This is a genomic window from Oleomonas cavernae (genome assembly GCF_003590945.1).
Taxonomy (GTDB): Bacteria; Pseudomonadota; Alphaproteobacteria; order Zavarziniales; family Zavarziniaceae; genus Zavarzinia; species Zavarzinia cavernae.
On sequence record NZ_QYUK01000008.1, the window covers coordinates 633,939 to 648,833 of the forward strand.

Sequence of the window (14,895 nt, forward strand, 5' to 3'; positions counted from 1 at the left end):
GTCGGCCCCCTCTAAGCAGCCCGCGTGCCAAGCCTTACCAAACGGCCCGGGCGGGCGCCAGTGAGGCGATCGTCCTCGACCACCACCACGCCGGCTACGATGGTGGCGCGATAGCCCACCGCCTCCTGCAGCAGGCGCTGGCCGCCGGCCGGCAGGTCCTGGACCATGTGCGGTGCCTTCAGGTGCAGATGATCGAAATCGATCACGTTGAGATCGGCCCGCTTGCCGACCGCAATGGTGCCGCGGTCATGGAAGCCGCCATGACCGGCATTGGCCCCGGTCAGCATGTGCACCGCCTGCTCCAGTTGCAGGCGGTCGCCACGCGTGCGGTCGCGGCACCAATAGGTCAGCAGGAAGCTGGAGAAGCTGGCATCGCACACCGTGCCGACATGGGCGCCGCCGTCCGACAGGCCGGCCAGGGCCAGCGGGTGGCGCATCATGGTCAGCACATTGTCGAGCGAGAAGCCGACGTAGTTGGCAAAGGGGAAATAGAGCAGCGCCCGGCCCTCGTCCTCCAGCAGCGCATCATAGACCGCTTCCAGCGGGGTGACACCCTTCTCCTGGGCTTCCGCATAAAGCGAGCGCTCGAACGGCTGTTCGTAATCGGGTGCATCGCCCAGCCGGAACAGCATGGTCGAGACGAAATCGATCATGCCCAGGAATTTGTCGACCATCGGCGGCACCGAGGAACCGTCGGCCGCCAGCTTGTCCGGCGTCTCGGCCAGCAGCCGCGCCTTCATCGCCGGATCGCGCAGCAGCGCCACCCGCTCGCCCAGGCGCAGATGCGCGATCTTCTTGTAGCTGGGATGGCCCATGAACAGGTGGAAGGTGCATTGCAGGCCGACCATGACGCCCACCGCGCGCGGCGCCGTCTGCAGGCGGATGGTCAGGCCCTTGTGCTGCGCGGCTTCCGCCCGGGTCACGATGCGGCGCCATTGTTCGGGCGCCAGCGGCCGTTCCATCAGGGTGATCGAGGTGGGATGGCCAGGGGCCGCGGCGGCATAGGCCTCGATCACGTCGAACTCGCGGTCGAATTCCTCCGGCCCCTGCTCCATGTCGAAATCGGAGACGGCCTGCAACACGCCATGGTTCAGGCCCTGAAGGGCCTTGGCGATGCCGGTCAACTCCTCCACCGCCGCCTCGGCGGCCGGCGTGCGGTCGCCGTCGGCGGTGCGGTGGGTTTCGCTGCGCCCGGTGGCAAAGCCCATGGCACCCGCCTCCATCGCCTCGCGCACCAGGGCGCGCATGGCCGCGATATCCTCGGGCCTCGCCACCTCGCCCGCCGCCGCCCGCTCGCCCATGACATAGACGCGCACGGGGTCGTGGGGGATCTGCACGGCGAAATCGATCGCATGAGGGAAATCGATCGCCTTCATGTAGTCGGGGAAACTCTCCCAGTTCCATTTCAGGCCCTCGGCCAGGGCGACGCCGGGAATGTCCTCGACCCCTTCCATCAGGCGGATCAGCCGGTCGTGGTCGTGCAGGCGCACGGGGGCAAAGCCGACGCCGCAATTGCCCATGACCGCCGTGGTCACGCCGTGATCGACCGAGGGGCGCAGGTCGGCGTCCCAGCTCACCTGGCCGTCGTAATGGGTGTGCAGGTCGACAAAGCCCGGCGTCACGATGCAGCCCTGTGCATCGACGATGCGCAGGGCCCGGCCCGGGCAGGCGCCCACGGCGACGATCACCCCGCCCTTCACCGCGACATCGCCCTTGAAGACGGGCCGGCCGGTGCCGTCGACGATGGTGCCGCCGCTGATCTTCAGGTCGTATTCCATGGCCGCCCTCCTCTTTTGTTCTTGTTCAGTGCATTCCCTTCATCGGCGCCATCATTCGCCGCATCAGCCCAGGGAAGAGTCCGCCCAGGCGCAGGCCCCAGCGCACTTGGGCATTGCCCGGCCAATGGCGCCGGTCGCCGTTCGCCGCCTTCCACACGAGCCCCGCGATCTCGTCGGGCGTGTGCTCGATGCCACCCATCTTGGCGACCGCCTGCTCCGCGGCGGCCCCCTGTGTCTCGACCATGTTGGTGCTCACGAAGCCAGGCAGGACGTCGGAAACCTTGATGCCCAGGGCTTCGAACTCCTGAGACAGCGCCTCCGTCAGTGCGCGCACGGCAAACTTGGTCGCCGAATAGACGGCAAGGCCCGGCGTGCCGTAGGTCGCCGAAGCGGAGCACAGCGACACGATATGGGCACTGGGCGTTTGCTTGAGATAGGGCAGTGCCGCGTGGATCCCGTTGACGACACCGTTGATGTTCACGTCCACAATCTTGGCATGCAGGGCCGGGCTGTTGCCCGTGAAGGGCCCGAATTTGGCGATGCCCGCATTGTTCACCAGGACGTCAAGCCGGCCGGCCGCAGCAATGAAATCGGTCATCACCCGCTCGTAGGCCGCATAATCGGTCACGTCGAGGACGGCGGAGAAGACGCGGTTGGCGCCGATCTCCCCGGCCATCTTGGCCAGATTCGCCGTGTCCACGTCGGTGATGCCGACGAACCACCCCTCGGCCGCGAAACGCCTGGCGATACTGGCGCCGATGCCGCGCCCGGCACCGGTGACAAAGACTGCTTTGGTCATAATGCCTTTTCCCCCCACAGGTTGACCGGCACCTCGAAGGGCTGATTGACCCAGGACGAGCGCGACGGCCCCATTTCGACGACCGCGTCGACCAGCCGCCCGTCCAGCCCCAGCAGCCCGTCGGCCAGTTGGATGATCCGCCGGTTGGGCGAGGCGACCGGCGATTGCAGGCGGATCGCGGCGGCGGCCTGGCGCTCGCGCCCGGGATTGTGCAGGCTGAGCGCGATCAGCGCCGTCGCGGTCGAGCGCGAGATCCCGGCCCAGCAATGGATCAGGATCGGCGTCCGGGCATCCCAGCCGCGCAGAAACTCGATCAGGCCGCGGACATGATCCTCCTCCGGCACCACCAGGCCCGGCACCCGTTCGGCATAGTCGTAGACGCCCACCCGATGGTGGCGCTCCGCCGGCACGCCCGCGGGCGTTTCCGGCCAATCCTCGGGATCGAGCAGCGAGACCACATGGCTGGGCCGAACCCGCCCGGCGACGGCCTTCAACTCGGCCCACGGGCATACATGGACGACCGGCATCACTTCCCCCTAAACGCCCTCTTGGCGGGCCTCCCGCGGCAATCTAAAAGCATGATGGATAAGTAACAAGGTTTGCCCGATCAAAGGGCACAACGCCGGGTGGGGGAGAAAGCCATGGACATGGTGCTGCAGTTCGGCTTGCCGATCGTCGCGACGGCCATCCTGATCGGGGCCATCTATCTGGTCGCCGGCAAGCGCGGTGCCCCGGCCCTGGACGAGGCCCTGGCCCGCCGGCGCCTGCTGGAAGACTGGCAGGATTTCGAACCCGACGAAGTCTGGATCGCCGCCGACCGCCGGGCGGCCCTCGCCACCGACAAAGGCAGCGCGCGCCTGGGCCTCATCTTCGCCTTCGGCGACAAGCTGCCCTCGCGCATCCTGGGGCCAGGCGACGTGGTGCGCGCCGGCCTGGAAGGCGGGCGCCTGATGGTCGAGACCAGGGATTTCACCAGGCCGCGCTTCGCCATGACCTCCACCGGCGAGGTCACCGTGCGCCCCTGGGCCGAGCGATTGACCAAACTGGCCGCCTGACCGCCGCCAATGTGACGATCGGCACGGCGGCACGCGGCCGCCCGTGCCATGGTTTGACCGCCCGCTGCGTCGGGCCACCGCCTTGGGAGATTCGCCTTGCCCGGTCAAACCCGCATCACCTTCCGCAATTTCACCGGCCTCGACCTCAGCAGCGGCCGGCGGATCACCAGGCCGCGCTACAAGTCGCCGGGCTTCGGCGAAGAAACCCTGCTGCGCGGGGCGATCTCGGCCCTGGGGGCGGTGTCGAACGTCGGCAAGCTCCTGGGCGGGGCCGCCGGCATGGCGACCAGCCCGCCCGGCAGCCTCAGCCTGTCGGGCATCATCCCCGGCGTGCGCATCCGGGTGCCCAACCCGGACTTCACCATCACCTATGGCCTGACCGCCAGCGCCGGCGCCTCGGTCGCCGTGGGCGTGGGCGGCGGCGTCTATTTCTGGCGCAAGGCCAGCGGCGGCGAAATCGGCCTCTACGGCAGCGTGGCGGCCGGGCTGATCACCAATGCCGGCGTCGGCGCCGGCTATGCCCTGGGCTTCCTGTTCGACGCCGCGCCGACCGTGCTGGCCGGCGACTGCATCACCCTGTCGGTCGACGTCGGCATCGACATCATCACCGTCAGCGGCCAGTTGATCTTGAACGCGCCGCCCGTCTCGCTGGGCTGGCCGCCCAGCATCACCGGGGTCTGGAACCCCGAGATCGTCGGCATCGGCTTTGCCCTCACCGCGGGGATCAGCGCCCTGCCGGCCAATATCTCGGTCATGCCCAGCCGCACCTGGACCCACCCGGTCGCGACCTTCTAGGTCGCTCGACAAAGACCGTTTCCCGCACTTACAATGCAGGAAACGAGGAGGAGACGGGCGCGCCCATGGAAATGCTCGAACTGCTGCAATTCGCCATTCCGGGCTTTGTCGTGGCGATCCTGGCGGAACTGGCCTGGATGAAGTGGCGCGGCGGCGTGGCCTATGACCTGCGCGACAGCACCGCCAGCCTGACCATGGGCCTGGGCAATCTGGTCGACGGCGCCCTGCTCGCCCTTGCCCTCTATGCCCTGTTCGGCTGGCTCTACGGCTTTCGCCTGGTCGACTGGGGCCCGGCCACCTGGTGGACCCTGCCGCTGGCCATCGTGATCCAGGATTTCTGTTTCTACTGGAGCCACCGGCTCAGCCATGAATGGCGCCTGTGGTGGGCGGCCCATGTCAATCACCACTCGTCGCAGCACTACAATCTCTCGACCGCCCTGCGCCAGCCCTGGACCGGCTTCTTCGCCCTCTCGTGGCTGCCCTACGCCCTGATGCCCCTCGTGGGCATCCCGGTCGAGGTGATCGCGACCGCCCACGGCGTCTCGCTGGCCTACCAGTTCTGGATCCACACCGAGGCGATCGACAAGCTGCCGCGCTGGTTCGAGGCAGTGTTCAACACGCCCTCGCAGCACCGGGTTCACCACGCCACCAACCCGCGCTATCTCGACCGCAACTATGCCGGCACCCTGATGATCTGGGACCGCCTGTTCGGCACCTACCAGGCCGAGCTGGCGGAAGACCCGCCGCGCTACGGCATCATCAAGAACCTGGGCACCTTCAATCCGGTCAAGATCGCCTTCCACGAATGGGTGGGGATCTTCAAGGACCTGCGCACCGCCCGCACCTGGCGCGGCCGCTTCATGGCCCTGTTCGGCCCGCCCGGCTGGCGCGAAGACGGCACCGGTTCCACCTCCGCCACCATCCGCGCCGCCTGGCAAGCCCGGCAGGTGGGCGGCGCGATCCGCGACAAGGGCGCGCTGCCCCAAGCGGCGGAATAGGCTTACCGCGTCCGGTCCTTCTGATACTGGATCAATTGGGCGGCGGTCTGGCGTGTTTCCTCGTTCTCGATCCAGGCAAGATCGTCCGCAGTCAGCGACAAGCCCTCCAGGACTTCCGCCACCAGTGCCTTGATGTCCGAAGCGACAATGTCGGCGCCATCCAGATGGATGTCGGGGCCTTGTGCCCCCAGGTATTTGCGCGCGTGCTCAAGCTCGCGGATCAGCACGATACGATGCGAGGCCAGTTCGAAGAGGCCGCCACGCGCGGTGCCCAGCCCTTCTTCTTCCCATTCATCGAGGTCGAACCCTCTCAGGCGCTCGATCTTCTCGAGCCCGATCTTCAAACCAGCAATGGGAAGCTCAAAGCCGCTGGGGAATCTGTAGTGGCGTATTTGCCGCATTTCATCGCCTGCCCGCACGGTTAGCCACCGGATGCTAGCACAAGCCCTTACTGTTGCAGAACAACACCGATACCCCACGCCGTCATCCCGGCGCAGGCCGGGATCCATCGTCGGGCAGCGCGAGATGTCGCAATGGATCCCGGCCTTCGCCGGGATGATGATAGTGGTTACGCGTGGCTTTCGCTCAATCGCTGCACACTGGCTCCAGCGTACTGTTGCGCCAGTCGCTCGAGGAGATCGGCGCGGTCCGCGTAGACTTCGATCCAGGTCGTATCGAAGGCGTGCAACTCCAACACCGACCCGCCTACCAACTTTTCGGATACACCATCAGCAGTTACATCTCCCATCTCGGGCAGTGCCGAACCGTCCGGCATCGCGATCACGACGCCGCCGAGCAACTGGTTCACTGACCGGATCCTCTCGACCAGATCGGCGATAGCCTCGACAACGTGAAACCGAGGCGTATGCCAGGGCTCCAAGGGTGGGCCGAAAACATCGATCGCCGCGGCATACCAAGTCCAGGCAGCGGCTTCGGGCAGGGTGAGGAGGACGTCCAGCACTGCCGCTATCTGGGTTCCGGTGCACGAGAACCCACTGCCATCTATCTGATCGCCGCCTAATTGCAGCAGGTACACAGGCAAGTCACCGGACATCGAATCCCCCATTTACTCCCGGCTCAACCGCCAGGCCGCGGCGACGCCGATGGCGGCGATGGGCAGCATCAGGATGAACAGCCAGGTGCCGATGACCTGCGCCACCGCGGCCGTGGGGGCATCGCCCATGCCCAAACTGTTGGCGATGATGCCGGCCGCCGCCGCCCCCACGGCATAGCCCATGAGCTGGGTGGTGGGGATCACGGCGGAGGCGAGCGGGCGCTCGGCCTCGCTCACCGCCTGCACCACCCGCCGGGCGATGAAGGCCCAGGACAGGCCGAAGCCCAGGCCCTGCATCACCGCGAAGATCACGATCAGCGCCATCGGGCCCGCCGGCACGGTGAAGGCGAGGCCGGCCACGCCCGTGGCAATGACCAGGGCACCGCCCACGATCAGCCAGGGTTCGTGGCGCGGGCCAGCGCCGGCGACAGCCAGGGCCGCCACGGTCCAGGCGACCGACTCGGTGGCCATGATGTAACCCACGGCGAGCGGCCCCACCCCGTGCAGCAATTCCATGATCAGCGGCGCATAGACCGTGAAGGGCATGGTGGCGATCGACAGGGTCAGCACCATCAGCAAGCCCGCGGCCACCGGCCCGCGCGCGAAGGCGGCGCTGGGCAGGATCGGCTGTGCTGCCCGAGTGTCGAGGCGGATCGCCAGGGCGATCACGCCCAGGCCCCCAGGCCCAGGGGCAGCGCCTGGGCCGCATCCTCGACCACGCCGGCGGCGGCAACGCCCAGCACGCCGAGCGAGACCAGCGCCAGCCGGCCCCAGGGAACCCGGGTGGTGGCCTCGTCGGCGCCGGCGCCATCGGCCTTGGGGAGGTACAGCGCGAAGGCGGCCGCCAGCACGGCCGCCTGTGCGGCAAAGGCCCAGAAGGCGCCGCGCCACAGGTCGGCCTGGGCGAACAGCCCGCCGATCAGCGGCCCGACCAGGGCGGAGGCGCCCCAGATCGCAGCCAGGCAGGCCAACAGCCGCGGCCACAGTTCCGCCGGAAACAGGCGCGACATGGCGACATGGGCCAGCGCCACCAGGGCGCCGCCGCCCGCCCCCTGGAGGGTCCGGCCGACCAGCATCACGGCCATGTCGGGGGCCAGCGCGCTCATGGCGCAGCCAGCGCCATAGACCGCCACGCCGATCAGGATCGATTGCTTCAGCCCCAGGCGCAGGGCGAAGACCCCGGCCCCCGCCCCGGCCACGATCGAGGCCAGAACATAGAGCGCGGTCGCCCAGGCGATATAGGCGACGCCGCCGACCTCGGCGACCACTGCCGGCATCACGGTGGCGGTCAGCAGCGAGTCGGCCGCGTGCAGCCAGATGCCGATGCCCAGCAGCACGAATTGCGGAAAATGCCGCGCCGCCCTGACCTGGGCCCAGCTTGCCGGTTCTGCCTGTTCGACCACGCTCGTCATCGCGACACCAGTTTTCCAAGATTTTTCTTGCAAAACCCTTTTACGATCGCGCCCCTAATTTTGCAATCCAATACTTGCTTAATTCGCTCTATACTCTGCCCCATGCGCACCGCCGCCGACGACATTCTTTTTCACCTGAAGACCCACGGCCCCACCACGACCGAGGGCCTGGCGGCCAAGCTGGGCATCAGCCGGGAGGGCGCCCGCCAGCACCTGGAAAAACTCGCCGCCGACAACCTGATTACCCACCGTGACGAGCGGGCGGGCATCGGCCGGCCCCGCCGCTCGTGGTCGCTGACCCAGGCCGGCCACAGCCGCTTCCCCGACACCCACGCCCAGTTCAGTGTCGAACTGATTGCCACCATCCGCGAGGAATTCGGCGAAGCCGGCCTCGACCGCCTGATCGCCAGGCGCGAGGCCGCGACCCGCAACGCCTATGCCAGTGCCCTGGCCCGGGTCATGGACTGGCGCGAGCGGGTCGAGGCGCTGGCCGCCCAGCGCACGCGCGAGGGCTATATGGCCGCGGTCGAAGCGGGCGAAGACGGCAGCCTGATCCTGATCGAGAATCATTGCCCGGTCTGCGCCGCTGCCCGCACCTGCCAAGGCCTGTGCCGGTCGGAGCTCGCCGTCTTCGAGGACGTCCTGGGGCCGGACTGCACCGTTGAGCGGGTCGAGCACCTGTTGTCCGGCGCCCGGCGCTGTGCCTACAAGATCACGCGCCGCAGCCATTGACCCCGCCCTAGATCGTCATGCCCGGCCCTGTGCCGGGCATCCACGTCGGGACGAGCCACATTCGTTGACGGAAGAGGCAGCTTGCCGACGTGGATGGCCGGGACAAGCCCGGCCATGACGACAAGAAATGCGCTCTGTCATGCAAGATCGAGAAGATGACACTTTGTCGGGTTTCTCGTAAATTCTCCGTCATAAACGGAGGAAACTGAGAGATCATGGCGCTGCCCAACCCGGTCGAATTCGCCATTCCCCTGTTCGGCGTGGCGATCGCCGCCGAACTGTGGTGGATGCGCGCCAAGGGCGGCATTGCCTACGAGCCGCGCGATGCTGCCGCCTCGCTGATCATGGGCCTGGGCAATTTCACCTTCGGCCTGCTCACGGTGGGCTTCGTCTACCTCACCTTCGAATGGGTGCGCCAGTTCGCCCTGTTCGACATCGGTTTCCAATGGTGGGCCTTCGCCCTGATCTTCTTCGCCGAAGACTTTTGCTACTACTGGTTCCACCGCCTGAGCCACGAGCACCGGGTCTGGTGGGCGGCCCATGTCAACCACCACTCGTCCCAGCACTACAATCTCTCGACCGCGCTGCGCCAGAACTGGACCGGCACCATCGCGTTCACCTGGATCTGCTGGCTGCCGCTGTCGCTGGCCGGCTTTCCCACCGAACTGATCTTCTTCCAGATGGGGGTGAGCCTCGTCTATCAGTTCTGGATCCACACCGAGGCGATCGGGCGCATGCCGGCCTGGTTCGAGTATGTTTTCAACACGCCCTCGCACCACCGGGTCCACCACGCGACCAACCCCAAATACCTCGATGCCAACTATGCCGGCATCCTGATCATCTGGGACCGGATGCTGGGCACCCTGGTGCCCGAAGACGCCGCCGAACCCTGCCGCTACGGGATCGTGAAGAACCTGGGCAGCTTCAACCCGCTGAAAATCGCCCTGCACGAATGGGCGGCGATCTTCAAGGACGTCGCCCGCGCCCGCACGGCCAGGGCCAGGTTCATGGCCTTCCTCGCCCCGCCCGGCTGGCGCGAGGATGGCAGGGGTTCGACCTCCGCCGACATCCGCCGGATGTGGCAGGAGAAGCAGGACAAGCCCGACCTGCCGATCGCCGCCGAGTAGCGCATCCGCGAGAGGCGCGGATGGCAGCTATGTCCGCCACGCCCCTTTGCGTTTGTGACAGCGGCCGCCATGATGGCCTTACTTTTCGTGTGATTTCGGATCGGCCAACCCAAATGCTTCAGGGCAACTCCCTCGCCGCGCGCGATGTGGCGAGCTTCATCCATCCCTATACCAATCTGGCGACGCACCTGGACAAGGGGCCGCTGGTGATCGAGCGCGGCCAGGGCGTGTTCGTCTATGACGACACCGGCCGCGACTATCTCGAAGGGATGGCCGGCCTGTGGTGCGCCAGCCTGGGCTTCTCCGAGCCGGAACTGGTCGAAGCGGCGATCCGCCAAATGCGCGCCCTGCCCTTTTACCACACCTTCACCGGCAAGGGTCACGAGCCCTCGATCCTGCTGGCGGAGAAGCTGAAGGCCATGATGCCCTTCCCGGCCTCGAAGGTGTTCTTTGCCAATTCAGGTTCCGAAGCCAACGACACCCAGGTGAAGCTGGCGTGGTACGTGATGAATGCCAGGGGCGAGCCTCGTCGCAAGAAGATCATCTCGCGCAACAAGGCCTATCACGGCGTCACCGTGGCTGCCGCCTCGCTCACCGGCCTGCCCAACAATCACCGCGATTTCGACCTGCCGATCGCCAATATCCTGCACACCGATTGCCCGCATCACTACCGCTTTGCGGAAGCGGGCGAGACCGAGGAGGCCTTCGCCAGCCGCCTGGCCGACAGCCTGGAAGCGATGATCCTGCGCGAAGGGCCCGAGACCATCGCCGCCTTCATCGCCGAGCCGGTGATGGGTGCCGGCGGTGTCCTCACCCCGCCCGCGACCTATTTCGAGAAGGTCCAGAAGGTGCTGTCGAAATACGGCATCCTGCTGATCGACGACGAAGTCATCTGCGGCTTCGGGCGTACCGCCAACATGTTCGCCGCCGAAACCTATGGCATTACGCCCAATTCGATGTCGGTGGCCAAGGCCCTGTCGTCGGCCTATATGCCGATCTCGGCCGTGGTGGTCGACCAGCAGATGTTCGACGGCATGGTCGAGGAATCGCGCAAGATCGGCACCTTCGGCCACGGCTATACCTATTCCGGCCACCCGGTCGCCGCCGCCGTCGCCCTGCGCACCCTGGAACTTTATGAGGAGCGCAACATCCTGGGCCATGTCCGCGATGTGACGCCGCATTTCCAAAAGCGCCTGCGTGGCTTCGCCGATCACCCGCTGGTGGGCGAAGTGCGCGGCGTCGGCCTGCTCGGCGCCATCGAACTGGTCGCCGACAAGAAGTCCAAGCGCAGCTTCGCGCCCGACAAGGGTGTGGGCACCGCCGCCGTCGCCCGGGCGCTGGATCACGGCCTGATCGTGCGCGGCATCGCCGATTCGATCGCCTTCTGCCCGCCGCTGATCATCACGCAAGCCGAGATCGACCTGATGTTCGACCGCTTCGCCATGGCGCTGAGCGACATCGAAGCCTGGGTCGCCAAGGGCAACCTGCGCGCGGCGTAACGGGCCGGCACCGGCATGGTGCGTCCTTCGAGACGCCACGTGCCGTGGCTCCTCAGGATGAGGAGAATCTTTGTGGCAAAAAAGACTCTCCTCATCCTGAGGAGGCCCGCAGGGCCGTCTCGAAGGACGCACCACGGCGATGCAATCCTGTCCGTTACCTGCCGTAACGGCTGAGGAACATGGCGATCGCCTCCTCGATCACCTCCTCGGCCGGCGGCAGGGCGGCCGCTGCGGGGCCGATGGCCATGACATGGGCCAGATCATGAACTCCTGGATCAGGCCCAGAAACTGGTGCGCCGCCAGGACCGGCTTGGGGCAATCGATCGAGCCGGCCGCGTGCATCTGGCGCAGGCAATCGACGAAGGCATCGACCGCGGGGGCCTTGCCCAGGGCGTAGAAATCCTCGGCGATCCAGGGCAGGCGGCGGGATTCGGCGACCACCAGCCGGGTGAAGGCGACCTGATCGGCATGGACGACGAAGGAGCGCACCTTCTCGGCGATCCGCCGTAGGATGACCGCCGGCGTGTCGGTGCGGGGATCGATGCCCGGCCCGGGCAGGAAGGCCCCCTCCTTCAGCAAGGTCCAATGCCGTTCCACCACGGCGCGGAACAACGCCTCCTTGCCGCCGAAACGATTATAGACCGTCTGCCGCGAGACCCCCGCCCGCGCGGCCACGCTGTCCAGGTTGACCCCGTCGAAACCGGCCTCGAGAAACAGCGTCCGGGCGGCAACCAGGATTGCGTCGACCTTGGACGATGCCATCAGATTCTCCTTGCACCCTGAATTTTGGACTGTACTGTAAAGTCAAAATAGCACGAGATCACGGGAAAGGAAACCTCCATGGCCCACTTGAGCTGGCGTGTCGGCGACGTGACCATCACCAAGATCGTCGAATTCGAGGGGCTTTCCCGGGCGGCGGCCCCGGCTCGGCCGTGCCGGAGGGGACACCCGACGCGATCAAACAGATCCCCTGGCTGATCCCCCACTTCGCCACGGAAGACGGCTTCATCCGCATGAGCGTCCACGCCCTGCTGGTGGAGACGCCGACGATGCGCATCGTGGTCGATACCTGCATCGGCAACGACAAGGTGCGCACCTCGCCCCTGTTCAACATGATCAAGACCAACTTCCTGGCCGACCTGGCCGCGGCGGGCTGGTCGCGCGACAGCGTGGACGGCGTGCTGTGCACCCATCTGCATGTCGACCATGTCGGCTGGAACACCATGCTGGAAGACGGCGCCTGGCAGCCGACCTTCCCCAAGGCCCGCTACTATTTTGCCAAGCGCGAATTCGATCATTGGTCGACCGAGGCGACCCGCCCCGAAACCAAGGTGATCTTCGATGATTCCGTGCAGCCGATCATGGACGCCGGCCTCGCCACCCTGGTCGAGATGGACGCGGTGATCGCGCCCGAGATCCGCCTGATCCCCACGCCCGGCCACACCCCGGGCCATGTCAGCGTGGTGATCGAATCCAGGGGCGAACGGGCGGTGATCACGGGTGACATCATGCATCACCCCTGCCAGGTCGCCCATCCCCACTGGTCGTCCGATTTCGACAGCGACAAGGATACCTCGCGCATCACGCGCAAGGCTTTCCTGTGCGACTATGCCGACAACGGCACCCTGGTCATCGGCACCCACTTCGCCGGCCCCACCGCCGGCCGCGTGGTCCGCGACGGCGACGCCTATCGGCTCGAGGTCCAAGCATGAGCAGCCCGTTCCTGCCCGACTATGCCGAGGCCCGCGCCCGCTTCCTCGACCGGGCCCAAGCGGCCAATGCCGCCATCGCCTCGCACCAGCACCCACTGCGCGGGCCCAAGGGCGAGAAGCTGTTCATGGATGCCGCGGTGATCGGCCCGGCGGACGCCCGCAATGCCCTGGTCCTGCTCAGCGCCACCCATGGGGTCGAGGGTATCTGCGGCTCGGGCATCCAGTCGCAATTCCTGGCCGACCGTGTGGCCCTGCCGCCCGACACGCTGCTGCTGTTGGTCCATGCGGTGAACCCCCATGGCTTCGCCTGGAGCCGGCGGGTGACCGAAGACGGTGTCGACCTCAACCGCAACTTCATCGATTTCACCAGGCCCCTGCCGGAAAATCCCGACTACGACCGGGCGGTGGCCGATGCCCTGGTCCCGCCCGACTGGTTCGGCGAGGCCAAGGGCCAGGCGGATACCTGGCTGCTGAACTGGGCCATGGAACGCGGCGGGATTCAGGCCCTGGCGACCGCCGTGCCGCGCGGCCAGTATGTCCATCCCTTCGCCCCCTTCTTCGGCGGCCATGGGGCGGGGTGGTCGAACCGCACGGTGCGGCAGGTCCTGAAGGAAACGCTGGCGGGCTGCAGCGGGCTGGTCGCCATGATCGACTATCACACCGGCCTGGGCGAGAACGGCACGGGCCAGTTGATCGGCGCCGGCCGCGCCGGCAGTTCACTGGCGATGCTGGGCCGGCAAGCCTGGGGCGAGGCCTTCGTGCTGCCGTCCGATGCCGGCACCGTATCCTACGAAATGACCGGCGCCCTGCTCGATGCCGCCGCGGACTCGCTGCCCGCCGGCGCCCGCATGATCGGCGGCGCCCACGAATTCGGCACCCTGTCCGGCCCGGAAGTGCTGGAAGCCCTGCGCGCCGACCATTGGCTGCACACCCACGGCGATTTCGCAGCCGACTATGCCGCCGGCATCAAGCACCAGATGCGCACCGCCTTCTTCGACGACAGCGCGGCATGGCGCGACAGCATCCTGGAGCGGGCGCGGGCGATTCAGGCGCAGGCGATCACGGCGCTTCGTAACGCCTAGAGTTCTCTTTCCTCAATTCCCGACGTGGATGGCCGGGACTTCGCCCGGCCATGACGCAAGGGGGCACGTTCAGACGTGCTGGCCGCCGTTGATGTGGAGTTCGGCACCGGAGATGTAGGACGAGGTCTCGGTGCACAGGAAATAGATCGCCTTGGCCACTTCGGCCGTGGTGCCCAGCCGGCGCAACGGAATCTGGTCGACCAGCTTCTCGGTCCCCGGCGACAGGATCGCGGTTTCGATCTCGCCCGGCGAAATCGCATTCACGCGAATGCCCAGCGGCCCGAAGTCCGCCGCCATTTCGCGCGTCAGGGCCGCCAGCGCCGCCTTGGAGGTGGCATAGGCCGAGCCGGCGAAGGGATGCACGCGCACGCCCGCAATCGAGGTCACGTTGACGATCGAGCCCTGCGCCGCCTTCAGCTCGTGCATGAGGCCGCGGGCCAGCAGCACGGGGGCGAAGAAATTCACGCGGAACACCCGGTCCCAGGTCTCGTAATCGGTCTCGATGGTGCCCAGGCGGCTACCGCCGGGGCCCTTGGGCGAAATCCCGGCATTGTTCACCAGGGCGTCGAGCCGGCCGTCGGGCAGGCGGCTGCGCATCTCGTCCAACACCCGCGGCAGGGCGTCGACATCGGCCAGGTCGATCTGCACATGGTCCTCGGGCCCGGCGGCCCAGGGGCAGTTTTCCGGAAAGGCGTGGCGCGAGCAGGTGATGACGCGCCAGCCGGCGGAAGAAAAGCGTTTCACGGTCGCATGGCCGATGCCACGGCTGGCACCGGTCAGGATCAGGGTACGGCGGTCATTTTCGATTACGGGCATGGCGGGCACGTTAGTGGAAAGCACTGCAAACCGGAA

Annotated in this window: 17 protein-coding genes; 8 read left to right on the forward strand and 9 right to left on the reverse strand. The window is 66.9% G+C overall.

What is annotated here, in order from left to right; genetic code table 11:
* Window positions 1–11 precede the first annotated feature (11 nt).
* The 3 genes from D3874_RS03335 to D3874_RS28350 are packed head-to-tail and all read right to left on the reverse strand — an operon-like array spanning window position 12 to window position 3,104.
* The gene (locus D3874_RS03335; RefSeq protein ID WP_119776479.1) at window positions 12–1,778 is read right to left on the reverse strand and encodes an N-acyl-D-amino-acid deacylase family protein; all 1,767 of its coding nucleotides are present in this window, start codon (window positions 1,776–1,778) and stop codon (window positions 12–14) included.
* A 25-nt stretch (window positions 1,779–1,803) separates the two neighbouring features.
* On the reverse strand, window positions 1,804–2,595 hold the full coding sequence (locus D3874_RS28345) for an SDR family oxidoreductase (protein ID WP_158595809.1): 792 nt from the start codon (window positions 2,593–2,595) through the stop codon (window positions 1,804–1,806).
* Complete coding sequence (locus tag D3874_RS28350) at window positions 2,574–3,104, reverse strand: tyrosine phosphatase family protein (RefSeq protein ID WP_158595810.1); 531 nt, start codon at window positions 3,102–3,104, stop codon at window positions 2,574–2,576. Before D3874_RS28350 ends, D3874_RS28345 begins: the two co-directional genes overlap by 22 nt.
* Before the next feature lie 114 nt (window positions 3,105–3,218).
* Between D3874_RS28350 and D3874_RS03345 the strand changes: the two genes are divergently transcribed.
* The 3 genes from D3874_RS03345 to D3874_RS03355 all read left to right on the forward strand — a co-directional run bounded on the left by D3874_RS03345 (window position 3,219) and on the right by D3874_RS03355 (window position 5,425).
* Window positions 3,219–3,632, forward strand: coding sequence for a hypothetical protein (locus tag D3874_RS03345; protein ID WP_119776484.1), 414 nt, complete (start codon window positions 3,219–3,221; stop codon window positions 3,630–3,632).
* Window positions 3,633–3,728: 96 nt separating this feature from the next.
* Complete coding sequence (locus D3874_RS03350) at window positions 3,729–4,427, forward strand: hypothetical protein (RefSeq protein ID WP_119776486.1); 699 nt, start codon at window positions 3,729–3,731, stop codon at window positions 4,425–4,427.
* Window positions 4,428–4,492: 65 nt separating this feature from the next.
* Entirely contained in the window at window positions 4,493–5,425 is a 933-nt protein-coding gene (locus tag D3874_RS03355) for a sterol desaturase family protein (protein WP_199698899.1), read from the forward strand.
* Window positions 5,426–5,427: 2 nt separating this feature from the next.
* On the opposite strand, the gene D3874_RS03360 is transcribed toward D3874_RS03355, so the two are convergent.
* The 4 genes from D3874_RS03360 to D3874_RS03375 form a co-directional block, all read right to left on the reverse strand.
* Complete coding sequence (locus D3874_RS03360; RefSeq protein WP_147385504.1) at window positions 5,428–5,844, reverse strand: hypothetical protein; 417 nt, start codon at window positions 5,842–5,844, stop codon at window positions 5,428–5,430.
* Window positions 5,845–5,993: 149 nt separating this feature from the next.
* Window positions 5,994–6,479: a hypothetical protein gene (locus tag D3874_RS03365; RefSeq protein ID WP_147385505.1), complete on the reverse strand. Its 486-nt coding sequence runs from the start codon at window positions 6,477–6,479 to the stop codon at window positions 5,994–5,996.
* A gap of 12 nt (window positions 6,480–6,491) precedes the next feature.
* Entirely contained in the window at window positions 6,492–7,148 is a 657-nt protein-coding gene (locus D3874_RS03370) for an MFS transporter (protein ID WP_119776493.1), read from the reverse strand.
* Window positions 7,145–7,891 carry an MFS transporter gene (locus D3874_RS03375; protein WP_119776495.1) on the reverse strand — a complete coding sequence of 249 codons (747 nt, stop codon included), beginning with the start codon at window positions 7,889–7,891 and terminating at the stop codon, window positions 7,145–7,147. Before D3874_RS03375 ends, D3874_RS03370 begins: the two co-directional genes overlap by 4 nt.
* A gap of 102 nt (window positions 7,892–7,993) precedes the next feature.
* On the opposite strand from D3874_RS03375, the gene D3874_RS03380 reads away from it, so the two are divergent.
* The 3 genes from D3874_RS03380 (at window position 7,994) to D3874_RS03390 (ending at window position 11,249) form a co-directional block, all read left to right on the forward strand.
* Window positions 7,994–8,623, forward strand: coding sequence for a helix-turn-helix transcriptional regulator (locus tag D3874_RS03380; RefSeq protein ID WP_119776498.1), 630 nt, complete (start codon window positions 7,994–7,996; stop codon window positions 8,621–8,623).
* Window positions 8,624–8,838: 215 nt separating this feature from the next.
* The gene (locus D3874_RS03385; RefSeq protein ID WP_119776500.1) at window positions 8,839–9,750 is read left to right on the forward strand and encodes a sterol desaturase family protein; all 912 of its coding nucleotides are present in this window, start codon (window positions 8,839–8,841) and stop codon (window positions 9,748–9,750) included.
* A gap of 113 nt (window positions 9,751–9,863) precedes the next feature.
* On the forward strand, window positions 9,864–11,249 hold the full coding sequence (locus tag D3874_RS03390; RefSeq protein WP_119776503.1) for an aspartate aminotransferase family protein: 1,386 nt from the start codon (window positions 9,864–9,866) through the stop codon (window positions 11,247–11,249).
* Between the two features lie 198 nt (window positions 11,250–11,447).
* On the opposite strand, the gene D3874_RS03395 is transcribed toward D3874_RS03390, so the two are convergent.
* A complete protein-coding gene (locus tag D3874_RS03395) occupies window positions 11,448–12,011 on the reverse strand; it encodes a TetR/AcrR family transcriptional regulator (protein ID WP_119776505.1) in 564 nt (187 codons plus the stop codon).
* A 170-nt stretch (window positions 12,012–12,181) separates the two neighbouring features.
* Here D3874_RS03395 and D3874_RS03400 point away from each other — a divergent pair, with 170 nt between their 5' ends.
* Both D3874_RS03400 and D3874_RS03405 read left to right on the forward strand, forming a co-directional pair.
* Entirely contained in the window at window positions 12,182–12,961 is a 780-nt protein-coding gene (locus tag D3874_RS03400) for an MBL fold metallo-hydrolase (RefSeq protein WP_199698900.1), read from the forward strand.
* Window positions 12,958–14,043, forward strand: coding sequence for a DUF2817 domain-containing protein (locus tag D3874_RS03405; RefSeq protein WP_119776508.1), 1,086 nt, complete (start codon window positions 12,958–12,960; stop codon window positions 14,041–14,043). Before D3874_RS03400 ends, D3874_RS03405 begins: the two co-directional genes overlap by 4 nt.
* A 69-nt stretch (window positions 14,044–14,112) precedes the next feature.
* Here D3874_RS03405 and D3874_RS03410 read toward each other — a convergent pair whose 3' ends face one another.
* Window positions 14,113–14,859, reverse strand: coding sequence for an SDR family NAD(P)-dependent oxidoreductase (locus tag D3874_RS03410; RefSeq protein WP_119776510.1), 747 nt, complete (start codon window positions 14,857–14,859; stop codon window positions 14,113–14,115).
* Window positions 14,860–14,895: the final 36 nt, after the last annotated feature.